General features: G+C 70.4%; 17 protein-coding genes and 1 pseudogene. 6 read left to right on the plus strand and 12 right to left on the minus strand.

All coding sequences use genetic code 11. The features are described 5' to 3' along the window. Positions 1-275: pseudogene (locus DMB66_RS18045) on the minus strand (hypothetical protein); the annotation flags it as partial. 294 nt (positions 276-569) lie between these two features. Between DMB66_RS18045 and DMB66_RS18050 the strand changes: the two are divergent. Then, positions 570-1,055, plus strand: coding sequence for a DUF6650 family protein (locus DMB66_RS18050; protein WP_125805257.1), 486 nt, complete (start codon positions 570-572; stop codon positions 1,053-1,055). A gap of 175 nt (positions 1,056-1,230) precedes the next feature. Here the strand turns inward: DMB66_RS18050 and DMB66_RS18055 are convergent, their stop codons facing one another. Beyond that, positions 1,231-1,821 (minus strand): hypothetical protein, encoded by a 591-nt coding sequence (locus DMB66_RS18055; protein WP_125805258.1) that lies wholly within the window; start codon positions 1,819-1,821, stop codon positions 1,231-1,233. A 445-nt stretch (positions 1,822-2,266) separates the two neighbouring features. Between DMB66_RS18055 and DMB66_RS18060 the strand changes: the two genes are divergently transcribed. Next, positions 2,267-2,857 carry a cadmium resistance transporter gene (locus DMB66_RS18060; RefSeq protein WP_125805259.1) on the plus strand — a complete coding sequence of 197 codons (591 nt, stop codon included), beginning with the start codon at positions 2,267-2,269 and terminating at the stop codon, positions 2,855-2,857. A gap of 40 nt (positions 2,858-2,897) precedes the next feature. Here the strand turns inward: DMB66_RS18060 and DMB66_RS18065 are convergent, their stop codons facing one another. Next, a complete protein-coding gene (locus tag DMB66_RS18065; protein WP_125805260.1) occupies positions 2,898-4,433 on the minus strand; it encodes a glycosyltransferase family 2 protein in 1,536 nt (511 codons plus the stop codon). After that, positions 4,433-4,597, minus strand: coding sequence for a hypothetical protein (locus DMB66_RS61210; protein WP_158647265.1), 165 nt, complete (start codon positions 4,595-4,597; stop codon positions 4,433-4,435). The genes DMB66_RS18065 and DMB66_RS61210 overlap by 1 nt, the downstream gene beginning before the upstream one ends. A 331-nt stretch (positions 4,598-4,928) precedes the next feature. Between DMB66_RS61210 and DMB66_RS18070 the strand changes: the two genes are divergently transcribed. Next, positions 4,929-5,831: a hypothetical protein gene (locus DMB66_RS18070; RefSeq protein WP_125805261.1), complete on the plus strand. Its 903-nt coding sequence runs from the start codon at positions 4,929-4,931 to the stop codon at positions 5,829-5,831. On the opposite strand, the gene DMB66_RS18075 is transcribed toward DMB66_RS18070, so the two are convergent. Continuing rightward, entirely contained in the window at positions 5,809-7,245 is a 1,437-nt protein-coding gene (locus DMB66_RS18075) for an MFS transporter (protein WP_233624658.1), read from the minus strand. The two genes, DMB66_RS18070 and DMB66_RS18075, sit on opposite strands and share 23 nt — an antisense overlap. Positions 7,246-7,288: 43 nt before the next feature. After that, the gene (locus tag DMB66_RS18080) at positions 7,289-7,771 is read right to left on the minus strand and encodes a MarR family winged helix-turn-helix transcriptional regulator (RefSeq protein ID WP_125805262.1); all 483 of its coding nucleotides are present in this window, start codon (positions 7,769-7,771) and stop codon (positions 7,289-7,291) included. Between the two features lie 204 nt (positions 7,772-7,975). On the opposite strand from DMB66_RS18080, the gene DMB66_RS18085 reads away from it, so the two are divergent. Further along, positions 7,976-9,193 (plus strand): exonuclease domain-containing protein, encoded by a 1,218-nt coding sequence (locus tag DMB66_RS18085; RefSeq protein ID WP_125805263.1) that lies wholly within the window; start codon positions 7,976-7,978, stop codon positions 9,191-9,193. A gap of 44 nt (positions 9,194-9,237) precedes the next feature. Here DMB66_RS18085 and DMB66_RS18090 read toward each other — a convergent pair whose 3' ends face one another. From DMB66_RS18090 to metF, 3 genes are all read right to left on the minus strand, one after another. Then, on the minus strand, positions 9,238-9,681 hold the full coding sequence (locus DMB66_RS18090; protein WP_125805264.1) for an HNH endonuclease: 444 nt from the start codon (positions 9,679-9,681) through the stop codon (positions 9,238-9,240). A gap of 224 nt (positions 9,682-9,905) precedes the next feature. Continuing rightward, positions 9,906-10,574 carry a CDP-alcohol phosphatidyltransferase family protein gene (locus DMB66_RS18095; protein ID WP_125805265.1) on the minus strand — a complete coding sequence of 223 codons (669 nt, stop codon included), beginning with the start codon at positions 10,572-10,574 and terminating at the stop codon, positions 9,906-9,908. After that, positions 10,571-11,485: a methylenetetrahydrofolate reductase [NAD(P)H] gene (metF, locus tag DMB66_RS18100; protein WP_125805266.1), complete on the minus strand. Its 915-nt coding sequence runs from the start codon at positions 11,483-11,485 to the stop codon at positions 10,571-10,573. Before metF ends, DMB66_RS18095 begins: the two co-directional genes overlap by 4 nt. 52 nt (positions 11,486-11,537) lie before the next feature. On the opposite strand from metF, the gene DMB66_RS18105 reads away from it, so the two are divergent. Continuing rightward, a complete protein-coding gene (locus DMB66_RS18105) occupies positions 11,538-12,605 on the plus strand; it encodes a polyprenyl synthetase family protein (RefSeq protein ID WP_125805267.1) in 1,068 nt (355 codons plus the stop codon). Between the two features lie 181 nt (positions 12,606-12,786). Here the strand turns inward: DMB66_RS18105 and DMB66_RS18110 are convergent, their stop codons facing one another. The 3 genes from DMB66_RS18110 to DMB66_RS18120 are packed head-to-tail and all read right to left on the minus strand — an operon-like array spanning position 12,787 to position 13,875. Next, complete coding sequence (locus DMB66_RS18110; RefSeq protein WP_125805268.1) at positions 12,787-13,167, minus strand: lycopene cyclase domain-containing protein; 381 nt, start codon at positions 13,165-13,167, stop codon at positions 12,787-12,789. Continuing rightward, on the minus strand, positions 13,164-13,490 hold the full coding sequence (locus DMB66_RS18115) for a lycopene cyclase domain-containing protein (protein WP_125805269.1): 327 nt from the start codon (positions 13,488-13,490) through the stop codon (positions 13,164-13,166). Before DMB66_RS18115 ends, DMB66_RS18110 begins: the two co-directional genes overlap by 4 nt. Before the next feature lie 7 nt (positions 13,491-13,497). After that, on the minus strand, positions 13,498-13,875 hold the full coding sequence (locus DMB66_RS18120) for an Rv2175c family DNA-binding protein (protein WP_125805270.1): 378 nt from the start codon (positions 13,873-13,875) through the stop codon (positions 13,498-13,500). A gap of 93 nt (positions 13,876-13,968) precedes the next feature. Here DMB66_RS18120 and DMB66_RS18125 point away from each other — a divergent pair. Next, positions 13,969-14,397, plus strand: a 429-nt coding sequence (locus tag DMB66_RS18125) for a hypothetical protein (RefSeq protein ID WP_199752461.1), incomplete at its 3' end; no start/stop codon positions are given.

Below are 14,397 nucleotides of genomic sequence, written 5' to 3' on the forward strand. Positions count from 1 at the left end.
CGCGCGGTGGTGATCAGTGCTTCGAACTGCAGATGGCCCAACCCGAGGGTGGGTGATTCAGGTGGCACGAGCGGCCGGCGGACGTAGTCGGCCGGTGAGTGTGGCAGGGCCTGGTCGATGACGCAGACGCGGTAGAAGCCGATCACGACCGACAGCCGGCGGGAGACTGTCGAGGGCTGGTAGCAGCGCACATCCTGCAGCCAGCGCACGTACCGCTCGATGTCGACCCGCCTGGCCGTGAGCGGATTGAGTTCCTGGTCGGCGCACCAGGTCAAGAAGATTCGCAGGTCCGACTCGGTGTGCTGCCGTGTTGCGCCGCGGTAGCGGCCGAGGTAGGCGGAGACCGCCGTCTGGAGCGCGGCACTATTTGGAGGACACCGCGGCGGGACCGAGGGCAGAGTAGGTAGTCATACCTCACGCTGCGTCGCAGCCGTGCTCGACGCCAGCGCTTCCGGAGCGGCAGGTAAGCGCGCCTGACCATCGTTCGATCGGGAGGGAGGACTCACCGCCCCTCCGGGTTGCGGCCAGATTCCCAGCTGAGTAGATACCTGCGTTGCTATGGTGCTCAGATGTCGAAGCGGCTGACTGGCATACAGATCCCACCAGGCTGGGGTGCCTCCTGGGAAACTATCGAGGGCGACAAGGAAGTCGCACGGAAGGTGATCACGTTTCTCGAAGATCGACGCCTGCTCTTCGGCACCCGACACTGGGGACAAGAGGATGGGTTCAGTTGCGTTCGATCGGCCCTCACGATTCGCAGCATGCTAAGCGAGCAGCTATCGCGCGCCAGCCCCGGCAAGACGCTGGAGCAACATTTGCGAGCAATGCGGGCCGCTTGTCGACGATTCGTTGACGAGGCAGGACATGAGGCGGAAGGCTTCGTGAACCCGATGCACTTCGGCGCGGCAATCGGTGATCTGAGGACATCTGTAGGTTACTCGATTGCAGCGATCGCCGACCACTTCCAAATTCCTGTGGAAGAAGAACTGGCGACCATCCTTCCGCCGGAGGATGATCCATCGTGGATTCCGGGATTCGAGGATGACGAGGGTTGAGGGCCGGGCAGCCCAACTTTCTGCGATCACCTGGACTGAAGCTCCACTCTCCGCGCCTCTCCGCGGCAGTTTAGTGCGGTGCCGTTTACCCGACGCTGATTGCTACTGTAGTTCGAGATTTAGATACCGAGCCATACAAGCAGGGGCGTCTTCGTGAAATTCCTTCGCGACACGCTCAAGAGATGGGATCTGGAGAGGTGCCAGCGTGATCAGGCGCCGCAGGACGCGCTTCGCCGATTCGGCGCGCAGGATCGCGCGTCGATGCAGCTCGCGATGCCTCCAGCTCCTTGGTCGCCTGCGCCAACAATGCGGTCAACCGAGGCGCGTACCAGGTGGCGTGTGCATCCAACCAGCCACGCAGAAAAGCGCTGTACCGGAACGAGTCGAGGATCCAAGCGTTAAGTGATTCCGAGGCACCAGATAACCCACGATCGGAAAACTTCATGGCGCGTTCCATCGCATCGAGCAAAGTCTCCGCCACCGCGTTAGCCCGGTAGGTCATGTCCTCGTCGAGCGGCGGCAATGCCCCGTGGGCATCACGCTCGTTGAAGATTGGCCGCAGGGTTGGATGCTCCAGATAAGCCTGGGTGACCACGACGAATAGTGCGTCGAGCGCCGATTCTGCGGATGTCTCCAGTGCGTGGCTGAGCCGCTCCGTCTGCTGCGCCATAATTTGCACCTGGTATCGAACAAACCCAAGGCTCACGATGACCGCCAAGAGTCCTATGGCCGAGACGGTGACTGAGGTCCACTCATAGGCTGACATGCTCCACTCGTACCACTATACGTTGATGGCGGCCATCGAGGGAACGGTGAACCATTCGAACTGTTCGTTCGATTCACACCGTTCATGACTACTCCTGGCGACCAGTTTTGGATGGCCGCCGAAGCGCCCTCTTCTCGGCAGAGTAGTGCCTCATCAGAGCGACGACGCCCCGATCAGAAACCACGCACAGTCACTGCCAGGCGTGCGTGCGTTCCTACCCCCACGCCCGCCACGCATCTCCGAATGTCACCGGCCGCAACCGCCGCCTGGATGGCGGTCCGGGACGGCACCAGCCCGGATCCCGAAGCCTCCGGCATGGCCCGTTTCGTGGCGGGGCCGGCGCCTATACTTCGCCGCGTGCCGGCCCTGGGAGCGCGCCGGCCTCGTGATCGACAACAGCGACGTGGCCCTTCCCGCGCTCGTCATCCCACGGGGGTAGGTAAGGGTGTTTCGGACGGTCCTCGCGGCGGTCGGTGTCTTCGCGGGCACCAACGTCGACGACATCATCGTGCTGACCGTGCTGTTCCTGTCGGCGCGCGCCTCGGGTCGCCCGCGACCGTGGCAGATCTGGGCCGGCCAGTATGCCGGGATCGCCGCGCTCGTCGCCGTGTCGGCGCTCGCGGCGCTGGGCCTGACGCTGATACCGGACGAGTGGGTGGGGCTGCTCGGCCTGGTGCCGCTGGCCCTCGGCGTCCGGGGCCTGATCGGCGCGTTCCGCGGCGGCGCCGGGGACGACCCGCCGGTGGCCGCCGGCACCGCGGTGGCGGTGGCCGGCGTGACGATGGCGAACGGCGCCGACAACATCGCGGTCTACACGCCGATTTTCCGCACCCTGGGCGCGACCGGCAGCGTGGTGACAGTGCTGGTGTTCGCCGTGCTGGTCGCGGTCTGGTGCGCGGCGGCCTCCTGGCTGGGCTCGCACCGACGGATCATCACCCTGGTCGAACGCCACGGCCACTGGCTGGTGCCCCTGGTCTTCATCGCGATCGGCCTGGTCATCCTGGTCCAGTCCGGCGTGCCGACCCGCGGGCACTGACCGGCGGCGCCGGGCCCGTGCGGGTCCGGCGCCGCGTGGGTCATCGGGCCGCGACCGGCTCGCGGGTCTCCTGGTCGGCCCGCTTCTCCTCCGGTACGGCCGTGTTGTGCTTCAGCGCCAGGTAGAAGCAGAGGATGGCGGGCACCGCGATCAGCACCACCGGGAGGGCGCTGCCGGTCAGGTAGACCGACACGGCGGTCAGCAGCACCCCGAAGGTGATCTCGGCGCGGTTCGCCACCAGCGCCTGGCGCAGCGTGATCCGCTGGTCCTCCTTCGGCGTCACCACGAAGACCGACTTGCCGAAGGCCGAGGTCACCGAGGCGCGGAAGCTGATGAACAGCATCGAGCCGTACAGCAGGATCGTGTGCAGCAGATACCAGGCCAGGCGCAGCTTGGGCATGCTGCGGAAGTGGAAGATCACGTCGTTGAGCATCGGCGCGAGCAGGAACAGCACCGTCGGCGCGAGCATCCACAGCGGATAGTCGATGCGGTAGCCGAGCATCGGCAGCACCACCACGTGGATCGCCACGTAGACCGAGAACACCGCGGTCAGCGGCAGGCTGTAGGTGAACAGCACGATGTCGAGCTTCTCGAACCAGCTCATCCGCGAGCGCAGGATCACCGACGTGTAGCGCTTGATGAACTCCATGTTGCCCTGGGTCCACTTCGAGTGGCGCTTCTTGAACGCCAGGTAGTCGACCGGATACTCCTCCTCGCACACCACGTCGGGCGCGAAGACGGTGAAGTAGCCGGCGTCCCGCGCGGCGATCGAGAAGCACAGGTCCTCGGCCACCACGTGCGGGAAGCCGCCGGCCGCGGTGTAGCACTCGCGGCTGACCATCGCGCCGTGCCCGAGCAGCGACAGGAAGCCGTGCCGGTCCTTGACCGACTGGTAGGCGATCCAGTGCGAGTCGACGCCGATCGAGAACATCCGCATGAACGCGTTGCGGTTGCGGGTGGCGATGTGGTTGGCCTGCACGATGCCCGCGTTCGGGTAGTGCGCGAAGTAGTCCAGGCACCGGCTGATGTAGTCGGGCGGGATGATCTCGTCGCTGTCCAGGATGACGAAGTAGTCGTACTCCGCCGTACCCAGGAAGTTGTTGAGGTTGCCGGCCTTGAAGCCGGTGTGGTCCGCGCGGCGCACCACCCGCACGCCGTGCTCGGCGCCGAAGGCGTCGACCTGGGCAAGGTAGTCCGGCTGGGACGAGTCGTCCAGGATGACCACTTCGTAGTCGCCGTAGTCCTGGCGCATGCTGCGCAGCAGGCTGTCGGCGGAGAAGTCGTTGTAGGTGCAGTAGACGAGCACGACCCGCGGCTGCGCCGCCGATCGCCGCCGCGGCACCGGCCGGTCACGCCGGGCCGAGACCAGGTGGTAGTACAGGGTGTAGACGACGTCCTTTGTGCCGTTGAGCCAGAAGTACGCGATGAAGGCGGTGCTCGCCACGACCAGCGTGACGACCGGCCAGCCGGCCCGGCCCGCCGCGCCGATCTGGCCGAACGAGGTTTCCAGCAGGGCCGCGAGCAGCACCGACCAGCAGCCCAGGATGATCAGGTAGATCCGGGGTGACTTGGTCATCAGGAACCGTCCCGTCGCCGCTTGAGCTTGTCGCTGAGCGCCAGCACCGCGCCGATGCCGACGACCAGCGCGCCGCCGACGGCCACCGCCGTCAGGCTCGCGGTCTGCCCGACGATGGTGATGCCGCTGCCGGTGAGCGCCAATGACGCCGAGTTGTCATACATGGTGTCCTCCTTGAAGTGACTGCGAATCCACCCTGGACCGCTGACATTAATAGCGTGTGAATCCACTCGTTCGACAGCGTTTCACGCCACATCCGGCCGGCGGTGTTTGCCCGCGGTGGACTCCGCCGCGGATTGACTATTCGTTCAGTGCCGCAGGTCAGCGGGTAGTGTGCGAAGCACGGAAACCCGTCGTCCATACCGGAGAAATGGCGGAATGACCTTCAAATTCACCCATGTGCTAACCCTCACACTGGCGGTATTACCGCTGGCGGCGTGCGGATCGGGGGCCGATCGCCCGGCGCGCGCCTGCCCGGCCGGCACCCCGGCCGCGATGACGCCGTACCCCGGGCCGGCCGGCTGGATCCAGGGCGCGACCTGGGCGCCGTCCGCCGACCTCGGCGGCGACCTGCGACGCATGCGCGACGGGTACGGCATCGACACGGTCAACGTGTACGGCCTGGAGACCTGGTCGACGGCCAGGCTGAACGAGCTGTTCACGGCGCTGACCAGCCTGCGGATGCGCGCCGTGGTCCGGCTGGAGGCGTACGACCCGTCGACCTTCGCGTTCCGCCCCGAGGACGCGGCGCAGGTCCTGGAAAGGCACCGTGAGCTGCTCGAATACGTCAAGGGGCGGCCGGTGGCCTACCTGGCGCTGAACATGCCGGTGGACGACCCGCGGGTGCAGGCCCGGCTCGGCGGGATCAACTCGGAGCTGTCCGCGCGACGTCAGGTCGACTACGCGAAGACGCTGGTCCGCCTGGTCCGGCCGCACGCCGGCGCGGCGCCGGTCTTCGTCGGCCTGTTCTACGGCTGGGACTCCTCATACCGGATTCCGTCCTATCGCGACAGCGGAGCCGACGGCTACGTGCTGACCAGCTACAGCTATCCGGGCAGCCGGGTGGCCGACGGCACCGGCAGCGCTGACGAATTGATCGACGCGTCCCGGTTGCGCGCGGTGGCGGACCGGGCGGTGGCCGCGCAACCGGGCGCGCCGATCGTGGTCGAATACGGATTCCAGACACTGGCCGCGCAGAAATCAATGCCGGACCAGACGGCGGGATTAGTGGCGGACGTCACGGTTAAACGCGCGGCACTGCGTGCGACCACACATTTCTATTGCTCGCGGTATCCCGCCGTCATCGGCACGACGTATTTCGGCTACAACATTTTCAAGGCGGAGGGAAACCCGCCGCGCACCCTCGACTACGCCCTTATCGCACAGCCTCGGCGGTAGCCGTGGCCGCCACGTCGCCGTCGGCTGAGGGACGGGCACCGGGCGGGTTGCGCAGCACGAGCGCGGTGATGATCAGCGCGCCGAGGGAGAATCCCGCGGCCGTCAGATAGGCGCGGCTGTAGCCGTCACGCAGCGCCGCGACCTCGGCCAGCCCGGCGTCCAGGCCCGCGTCGCTCACCCGGGCCGCCACCACCGCCAGCACCGCGAGACCCAGCGCCGCCCCCGCCTGCTGCGCCGTGTTCGTCAGCCCGGACACCAGCCCGGTCTCGCGCGGCTCCGCGCCGGCCATCGCCAGCATGATGATCGCCGGGATGACCACGCCGATGCCCAGGCCCATGATGATCAGCGGGGGCAGCACGTCGACGGCGTACCGGGCCTCGACCGGCACCCGGACCAGCAGCAACAGGCCCGCGGCCAGCGTGCCGAGCCCGGCCAGCAGCACCGGCCGGGCGCCGAACCGGGCCGTCACCCGCGGCGCCACCACCAGTGAGATCAGGCCGATCACGATCGGGGTCGGCAGGAACGCACACCCGGTGCCGATCGCGTCCAGGCCGAGCACCCGCTGCAGGAACAGCGCGTTGATGAACTGGAAGCCCATCCCGGTGGCGAAGATCAGCACCACCGCCGCGCCGGTGCCCAGCAGCCAGCGGCGGCCCAGGATCGGCAGCGGCGCCAGCGGGCGGCGGGCGTACCGCTGGCGGACCAGGAAGGCGGCGACCAGGAGCGCTGCCGCCACGCCGTACCAGAAGACACCGTCCACGATGGCGTAGACGCCGAGCGACAGGCCCGCCGTGATCAGGATCGCCCCGCTGACGTCCATCCCGTCGCGCAGGCCGAGGCCGGCCTCGCGGGGCAGCATCCGCAGCGCGCCGGCCAGGACCGCCGCCCCGATGGGCACGTTGACCAGGAAGATCGACGGCCAGCCGGCGGCCTCGGTCAGCAGCCCGCCCGCGACGAAGCCGAGGGCGGCGCCGCCGGCCTGGGTGAAGCTGTAGACCCCGATCGCCCTGGCCTGCGGGCCCGGCTCCGGGTAGAGCCGGACGATCAGGCTGAAGATCACCGCGGACGCGAGAGCGCCGCCGACGCCCTGCACGAACCGGCCCGCGACCAGCAGCGCGGCCGTTTCGGCGAGGCCGCAGAGCAGGCTCGCCGCGGTGAAGACGACCAGGCCGGCGAGGAAGACGCGGCGGGCGCCGAGCAGGTCGCCGAGGCGCCCGGCGAGCAGCAGGAAGCCGGCGAAGCCGATCAGGTAACCGTTGACGACCCAGGCCACGCCGGCGGGCGAGAAGCCGAGATCGAGCTGGATGGCGGGCACGGCGACGGCCACGATCGTGCTGTCCAGCACGATCATCAGCGACATCGCGCAGAGCACGGCGAGTGCCGCACCACGGCGGGGGAATACGGAAGCAACCATAGTCCGACCGTAGCAGATAATCTACTAGCGGACTATCTGGTTATCACCTACTTGACGGCTGCCGCGCCCTCCGCACCTGCTTGGGACCGGGCTCCAGACCCTCGTCGACCAGTTGCGCCAGCGCCGCGACGAAGGCCTCCCGGGCCTGCGCGGGCAGGCCGGCCAGCGCGTCGGCGTGCACCTGGTCGACGATCCGCTGACCCTCGGCGGCGGCAGCCCGGCCGGCCTCGGTGACCGCGACGATCCGGGCCCGGCGGTCGGTAGCCGACGGACGGCGCTCGGCCAGCCCGCGCCGCTCCAGGTCGTCGACCGTGCCGACCATCGTCGTCTTGTCCAGGTCGGCGAGGGCGGCGAGCTGGATCTGGGTGCGCTCCTCCTCCAGCGCGTGCACGAGGACACACTGCATCCGCGGCGTCAGGTCGATGTCGGCCAGCGCGGCGGCGAGCCGGTTGGACAGGGCATGACCGGCCATGTTGAGCAGGCCGGTGACGTCGCGCTCGGTGCGCTCGGGGGCTGCGGAGGACATGCCGCAAGCGTACCGCGCGATCGTCCCGTACCGGATGATTCAACTATTGGACGACTACCCGCCTCAGCGTGTCGTCTCATTCTGGGCGGGCTACGGCGGGCAAGACCCCCCACGCAGCGGAGTTCCACCCCTGCGCTGCGTTGCTAGCGTCATGGCCCGAGCCGGACGGCACGGGGCAATCGGGGCAATGCGGCAGGAGCATCCATGTATGCGGTCATCGATGTGGAGACCACCGGCCTGCGCGCGGGCTGGCACGACCGGATCATCGAGATCGCCGTCGTGCACGTCGACGAGCGCGGCCGGGTGCGGGACGAGTGGTGCAGCCTGATCAACCCGAACCGCGACCTCGGGCCGCAGCACATCCACGGCATCTCCGCCGCCGAGGCCGCCCGGGCGCCGGCCTTCGCGCAGCTCGCCGGGCAGATCTCCGAGCTGCTGCGGGGACGCACGCTGGTCGCGCACAACCTCGCCTTCGACGCGTTGTTCCTGAGCTCCGAGTTCCGTCACCTCGGTCTCACCGTGCCGGTCGATACCCAGCACGGCCTGTGCACCATGCGACTGGCGCCGCACTTCCTGCCCAGCGCCGGCCGCAGCCTGCTCGACTGCCGCCGCGCCGCGGGCCTGGCGCCCCATCAGGCACACTCCGCCCTGCACGACGCCCGAGCCGCGGCGGACCTGCTCGCGCACTACTTGACGATCACCGGCGCGCCGCCGCCGTGGGCGCCCACCGTCGCCAGCTCCCGGGCGCTGCCCTGGCCCGCCGTGCCGGCCGCGACGGCCGCCGCGATGCGACGCCGGGCCCCCGGGGTGCGCGAGCCGCACTTCCTCACCCGCCTCGCCGACCGCCTGCCCCGCCAGCAGGAACCCCGCGCGGACGCGTACCTGGACCTGCTCGATCAGGCGCTGCTCGACCGGGACATCTCGGCGACCGAGGCCGACGGCCTCGTCGCCGTCGCGCAGTCCCTCGGGCTGGGCCGGGCCGACGTCCGGTGCCTGCACAAGCGCTACCTGACCGGCCTGGCCGGGATCGCGCTCGCCGACGGCGTCCTGACCCCGGCCGAGCGGCACGACCTGGACAGCGTCGCCTCGCTCGTCGGGTTGTCCGCCTCAGCGGTCGACAAGGCACTGGCCGACGCCGCGGGCACCGCGGCGAGCCCCGGCCGGCAGTTCTGGCAGCTGCGCAGCGGGGACGTGGTGGTGTTCACCGGGACGATGCACCCGGACCGCGAAGAGTGGGAGGCCGGCGCCGAGGCGGCCGGCCTGCTGGTCGGTGCGGGCGTCACGAAGAAGACCAGGCTGCTCGTCGCGGCCGATCCCGACTCGATGTCCGGCAAGGCGAAGAAGGCCCGCCAGTACGGCATCCCGATCGTGCACCCGGAGGCCTACCGCTCGATGCTGGAGAACCTGCTGCAACCCGCCTGAAGGACGACCGACGGACCCCCGTGTGAACCCGCCGGCCGTCGTCATCAGGGCGCGGCCAGTGCCGCCCAGCCGGGCGCCGTCGGCGCCCAGCGCAGCGGCATCCGCGCCTCCGCCGGCGTGCGGTCGCCCTTGCGCTGGTTGCAGCGCCCGCAGGCCGCGACGGTGTTGAGCCAGGTGTTGCCGCCGCCACGCGAGCGCGGCAGGACGTGGTCGATGGTGGACGCGGCACCGCCGCAGTAGGCGCAGCGCCGGCCGTCGCGGGTCAGCACCCCGCCGCGGGACCAGCCCGGGCCGCGGCCGTGCCGCCAGCGCGTCACGACGTAGCTGACCAGGCGGACGACGGTCGGGATCGGGAAGACGCCCATGCGGGCGTCGGGCCGCGCCTCTTCGACGACGGCCACCTCACGGAACAGCATGCGGATGGCGTGCCGGACGCTGACCCGGTGCAGCGGCCCGAAATCGGCGTTGAGAACGAGGACCACACTCATCGCGGTCACCTCCCCCTGTGTCTCGTCCACGAAAAAGCCGTCCGTCCCGGGGCAGGGACGAACGGCGGCCGGTCGGCGCGCGTACGCGTCAACTCGGGCCGTCGGCCCTGCTCTCGTGCCGGTAGGCAGTCACGTGTATCTCCCTTTGGTCCCGGTGATCCGGGACACGTCGCTGCTGAGAAAGGTAGGGGTAGGGCCCATCGTGGACAACCGAATATTGATCGTCAGGACGACAGCTCGCGGCGCACCGCGCGGCCGAGCTGGGCCAGCCCGATCAGGCCCAGCGCCAGCCAGGCGACCGCGGCCACCAGCACGACCGTCGCCTCCCAGCCCGGGTGCAGCAGGCCGGCGAGACCGCCCGCCAGCAGCCCGCCGAGCGCCACCGACACCCGGGTCGGGCGCTCGCCCAGGGTCACGGCGCCCAGCCCGGCCATGCCGCCGGCCGCGGCGCGGGCGCGCACGTACTCGTGCAGCCAGCTCACCACCGCGCCGGCCGCCGCCAGCCAGCCCGGCACCCCGGCCACCCAGAAGGCGGCCAGCCAGGCCAGCTCGCCGAGCCGGTCGGCGACCGAGTCGTAGACGAAGCCGAGCCGGCTGACCCGGCCGGTGACCACGGCGACCGCGCCGTCGAGCGCGTCGGCGCAGCTCGCGAGGAGCACCAGCAGGGCGCCGAGCAGCAGGCCGGCGCGGCCGAGCAGCGCGGCGAACGGCACGGCGAGGCAGAGCAGCAGCCCGGCCGCGGTGACGGTGGACGGGCCGACGCGCAGCCGGCCCAGCAGGCTGCCGCCGCGGTATGCCAGCCGGATCCAGCCGCGCACGACCGGAGTCGCGGCCTCCGGGTCGAAGCCGCCGTGCAGCCTGGACCAGGCCGCCGCATACTCCTGCCAGGTCAAGCCGGGACGTTGGCGGCCAGGTTTTGCCACACCTCGCGGGTCGCCGTGGAGCGGTTCATGGTGATGAAGTGGATGCCCGGCACGCCCTCGTCGATGAGCCGCTGGCACATCTCGCTGCACAAGTCGATGCCGAGCGCGCGCACGCCCGCGGCGTCGTCGGCGATCCGCTCGAAGCGGGCCAGCAACCCCGGCGGGAACGGCGCCCCGGACAGCTGCGCGGCGCGCGCGATGGTCGCCATTCTCAGCACGGGCATCACACCGGGCACGATGGGCGTGTCACAGCCGGCGGCGGCGACCCGGTCGCGCAACTGCAGATATTCGTCGGCCTCGAAGAACATCTGCGTGATGGCGAAGTCGGCGCCCGCGCGGCACTTGCTGATGAAATGGCGGGTGTCGCTCTCGACGTCGGCCGAGCGAGGGTGTTTGTACGGAAAAGCGGCGACCCCGACGCTGAAGTCACCGACCTCGCGCAGCAGCCGCACCAGGTCCTCGGCGTAGAGCACGCCGTCGGGGTGGCGCACCCACTCGCCCATCGGGTCACCGGGCGGGTCGCCGCGAACCGCGAGCACGTTGCGGATGCCGGCGCCGGCCAGCCGCCCGATGACGTTGCGCAACTCGGCGACGGAGTGGCCGACCGCGGTGAGATGCGCCATCGGCAGCAGCGTCGTCTCGGTGGCGACCCGTTCGGTCACCGCGACGGTGGTGTCCCGCGTGGTGCCGCCGGCGCCGTAGGTGATCGAGACGAAGTCGGGCCGCAGGGTTTCCAGCTCGCGGATCGTCTGCCAGAGCAACTGCTCGCCCTCGCGTGACTTGGGCGGCATGAACTCGAAAGAGAAGGTGGGCCCCGGACGACGGATGAGCTCACCGATCGCCGGAGACGTCGGGAGCCGCGAGGGAAGGCCGTGAGACACACCGGAGACTCTACCGGCTGGCGGCGGCGACCGGACCGGCTAGGTTGGCCCCGTGACGTCCCCGCTAGAACGCGCCGGCCTGCGGCCGCGCGTCGACAAGGCCCTGGCCGCGTTCCTCGCCACCCAGCGATCCCGGCTGCTCGCCATCGACGAGGTCCTCGCCGACCTCGCCGACGCCCTCGACGACTTCGTGCTGCGCGGCGGCAAGCGGCTGCGCCCGGCATTCGCCTACTGGGGATACCGCGGCGCCGGCGGGACAGACTCCGAGCAGGTGGTCGCGGCGCTCGCGGCGCTGGAACTGGTGCAGGCCAGCGCGCTGATCCACGACGACCTGATGGACCGCTCGGACACCCGGCGCGGCGAGCCGGCGATCCACCGACGGTTCGCGGCCCGGCACGCAGCGGCGGGCTGGGGCGGCGCCGGCGACAGCTTCGGCGACAGCGCGGCGGTGCTGCTCGGCGACATGGCGATGGTCTGGTCCGACGAACTGCTGCACACCTCCGGGGTCGAGCCCGCCGACCTGGCCCGCGCCCGGCCGGTCTTCGACGAGATGCGCACGGAGGTGACCGCGGGCCAGTACCTGGACGTGCTGACGGTGGTCACCCGGGACATGTCGACCGAGCGCGCCGGCAAGGTGGCCCGCTACAAGTCTGCCAAGTACACGGTCGAGCGGCCGCTGCTGATGGGCGCGGCGCTGGCCGGCGCGCCCGCGGCGCTGACCGGCGCGTATTCCGGCTACGGGCTGCCGCTGGGCGAGGCGTTCCAGCTGCGCGACGACGTGCTCGGCGTCTTCGGCGACCCGGCGCAGACCGGCAAACCGGCCGGCGACGACCTGCGCGAGGGCAAGCGCACCTACCTGGTGGCGGCCGCGCACGCCGCACTCGGCCCGGCCGAACAGGCCGAACTCGAGGCACGGCTGGGCGATCCGACGCTGGACGACGCGGGCGTCGAGCGGCTGCGGGCGCTGATCCGCGCCAGCGGGGCGCTGGCCCGGACCGAGGAGCGGATCACGGTGCTGACCTCGACGGCGCTGGCCGCGCTGGCGGCGGCCGAGATGGCGGCGGAGGCGAGGGAGGTGCTCCTCGAACTCGCCGACGCCGCCACCCGGCGAGCGGTCTGAAGAAGCACAAATCCAGATCAAATTCATGTCGTGCCTGGTTGCCTGGTGCTGACCGTCGCTCCCGCCGAGGTCGGGCGAGGGCGGCCAATCGCCTAGCGGCTCATGAACAGCCACCCTCACCCTAATGGGATCTGTTGGGTCTGTTGTTGGCAGACTCGATGCCTGGTAGCCGCGGATGGTGTCACATATCGATCGATTTTCGGCGGGCCGCGCGCTCGCGCACCCGCCGCAGCAGCCGGCTGCCCGTGCCCGCCGCCGGTGTGCGCTGCACCCCGCGCCGGCCCAGCCAGACCCAGACGGAGAGCGTCAGCAGCACCATCGCGAAGCCGAACAGCAGGTCCTCGACCGGCGCGTACGCCAGCCGCCAGCCGATGATCGCGGCGGGGTCGTAGACGACGATCCGGCGGCCGGTCAGGATCCCGTTGGACAGCAGCTGGAAGGTGATGATGATCGGGTAGGTGGCCCAGAACACCACCCGGGTCACCAGCCGGGTCCGCAGCACCGCCAGATCCACGGCGAGCGCCCCGGCCACGCCCAGCAGCGCCGCGGCGGTATAGGTCATTCGTCGCCGGCCGGGCGGCGCAGGACCGCCCGGACCGCCTCGAAGCCCAGCACCGCGCAGACCGGCACCACGACGAAGAACAGCACCTCGTCCAGCGGCAGGCCGCCCGGGAACAGCACGCCGGTGGTCTGCGCCGGGTCGAAGGTCCAGTGCCCGGCCGCGATGGCGCCCAGGTCCCAGAGCACGAAGACGACCACCACCGGCAGCAGCGTGAGCAGCAGCCGCCGCCAGCGGCGCAGCACGTTGACCTTCAGCACCGGCTCCAGCCAGAGCGCGGACGCCAGGCATCCCGCCAGCACGAACAGGTACGCCAGGTGTCGCATGTGGTGGTCAGAAACCGAGTGCCTGAGCGCGCCGCTTGACCTCGCGGGCCCGGTCCCCGCCGAGCCCCTTCGCGCCGCAGCCGTCCACGGTCTTGTCGGGCTCGTAGAGCCACCGGAGCGCCTCTTCGTCGTTGTACCCAGCGTCGCGAAGCAACGTGAGGACGCCGGGGAGGTGCTTGAGCACGGTGCTGTTGGCCACCAACTCCGCCGGCACCATGCGTACGCCGTCGCGCCGGACCGCGAGCAGCATGCCGTCGCGGATCATCTGGTGCACCTTGCTGATCGACACGTCGAGCTTGTCCGACACGTCGGGCAGGTTGATCCACTCGGTCGGGCCGGTGGGCTGCGGGGCCGCCGCCTCACCCACGGTTACTGAATCGGTCACCCGACCAGCGTGCCATGCCCGCTCCGGCGCCGACCAGGCGGAGCATGCGGAACCGGGAAGGCCCCGGTTCCTCAAGATCGGAGAAATGTCCAAATGACCCTGTGGCGGAAAGCCCGCACCGAGGTGGCCGGAGCGTGGCGCTCGATGCGGTACGACCTGGGCCGTCCCGAGCCGGACGCCGACGTACCGGGACCGGGCACGGGCGCCGGCTACCCGGATGTGACCTCGACCGGGCTCAGCACCTTCGGTGGTGCGGGTCTCACCGGCGGGCTGCGGACCTCGTACGGCGGGCAGCTCGTGCCCCGGCCACGCCGGCTGGCAGCGGTCTCGGCCTTCGGCGTCCTCGCGGTCGCGGGGGCCGCGGGCAGCTACCTGGCGGTCGTCAACGGGATCGGCGCACTGGTCGGCGACCAGCCGGAGGGCGCGGAGCCGTACCCGTTGGCCGCCGAGGCGCCGCGCGGCACCGAGGGCGACCTGTCCAACTCGGGCCTGGGCCGGGGCGCCGCCAACGCGGCCGGCCGG

It is taken from the genome of Actinoplanes sp. ATCC 53533, from assembly GCF_003947245.1.

Bases quoted from the DNA above. Each gene is read 5' to 3' on its own strand.
- DMB66_RS18050 (WP_125805257.1), top strand. From the start codon at position 570: ATGTCGAAGCGGCTGACTGGCATACAGATCCCACCAGGCTGGGGTGCC.
- DMB66_RS18055 (WP_125805258.1), bottom strand. From the start codon at position 1,821: ATGTCAGCCTATGAGTGGACCTCAGTCACCGTCTCGGCCATAGGACTC.
- DMB66_RS18065 (WP_125805260.1), bottom strand. From the start codon at position 4,433: ATGACCAAGTCACCCCGGATCTACCTGATCATCCTGGGCTGCTGGTCG.
- DMB66_RS61210 (WP_158647265.1), bottom strand. From the start codon at position 4,597: ATGTATGACAACTCGGCGTCATTGGCGCTCACCGGCAGCGGCATCACC.
- DMB66_RS18070 (WP_125805261.1), top strand. From the start codon at position 4,929: ATGACGCCGTACCCCGGGCCGGCCGGCTGGATCCAGGGCGCGACCTGG.
- DMB66_RS18075 (WP_233624658.1), bottom strand. From the start codon at position 7,245: ATGGTTGCTTCCGTATTCCCCCGCCGTGGTGCGGCACTCGCCGTGCTC.
- DMB66_RS18080 (WP_125805262.1), bottom strand. From the start codon at position 7,771: ATGTCCTCCGCAGCCCCCGAGCGCACCGAGCGCGACGTCACCGGCCTG.
- DMB66_RS18085 (WP_125805263.1), top strand. From the start codon at position 7,976: ATGTATGCGGTCATCGATGTGGAGACCACCGGCCTGCGCGCGGGCTGG.
- DMB66_RS18090 (WP_125805264.1), bottom strand. From the start codon at position 9,681: ATGAGTGTGGTCCTCGTTCTCAACGCCGATTTCGGGCCGCTGCACCGG.
- DMB66_RS18110 (WP_125805268.1), bottom strand. From the start codon at position 13,167: ATGACCTATACCGCCGCGGCGCTGCTGGGCGTGGCCGGGGCGCTCGCC.
- DMB66_RS18115 (WP_125805269.1), bottom strand. From the start codon at position 13,490: ATGCGACACCTGGCGTACCTGTTCGTGCTGGCGGGATGCCTGGCGTCC.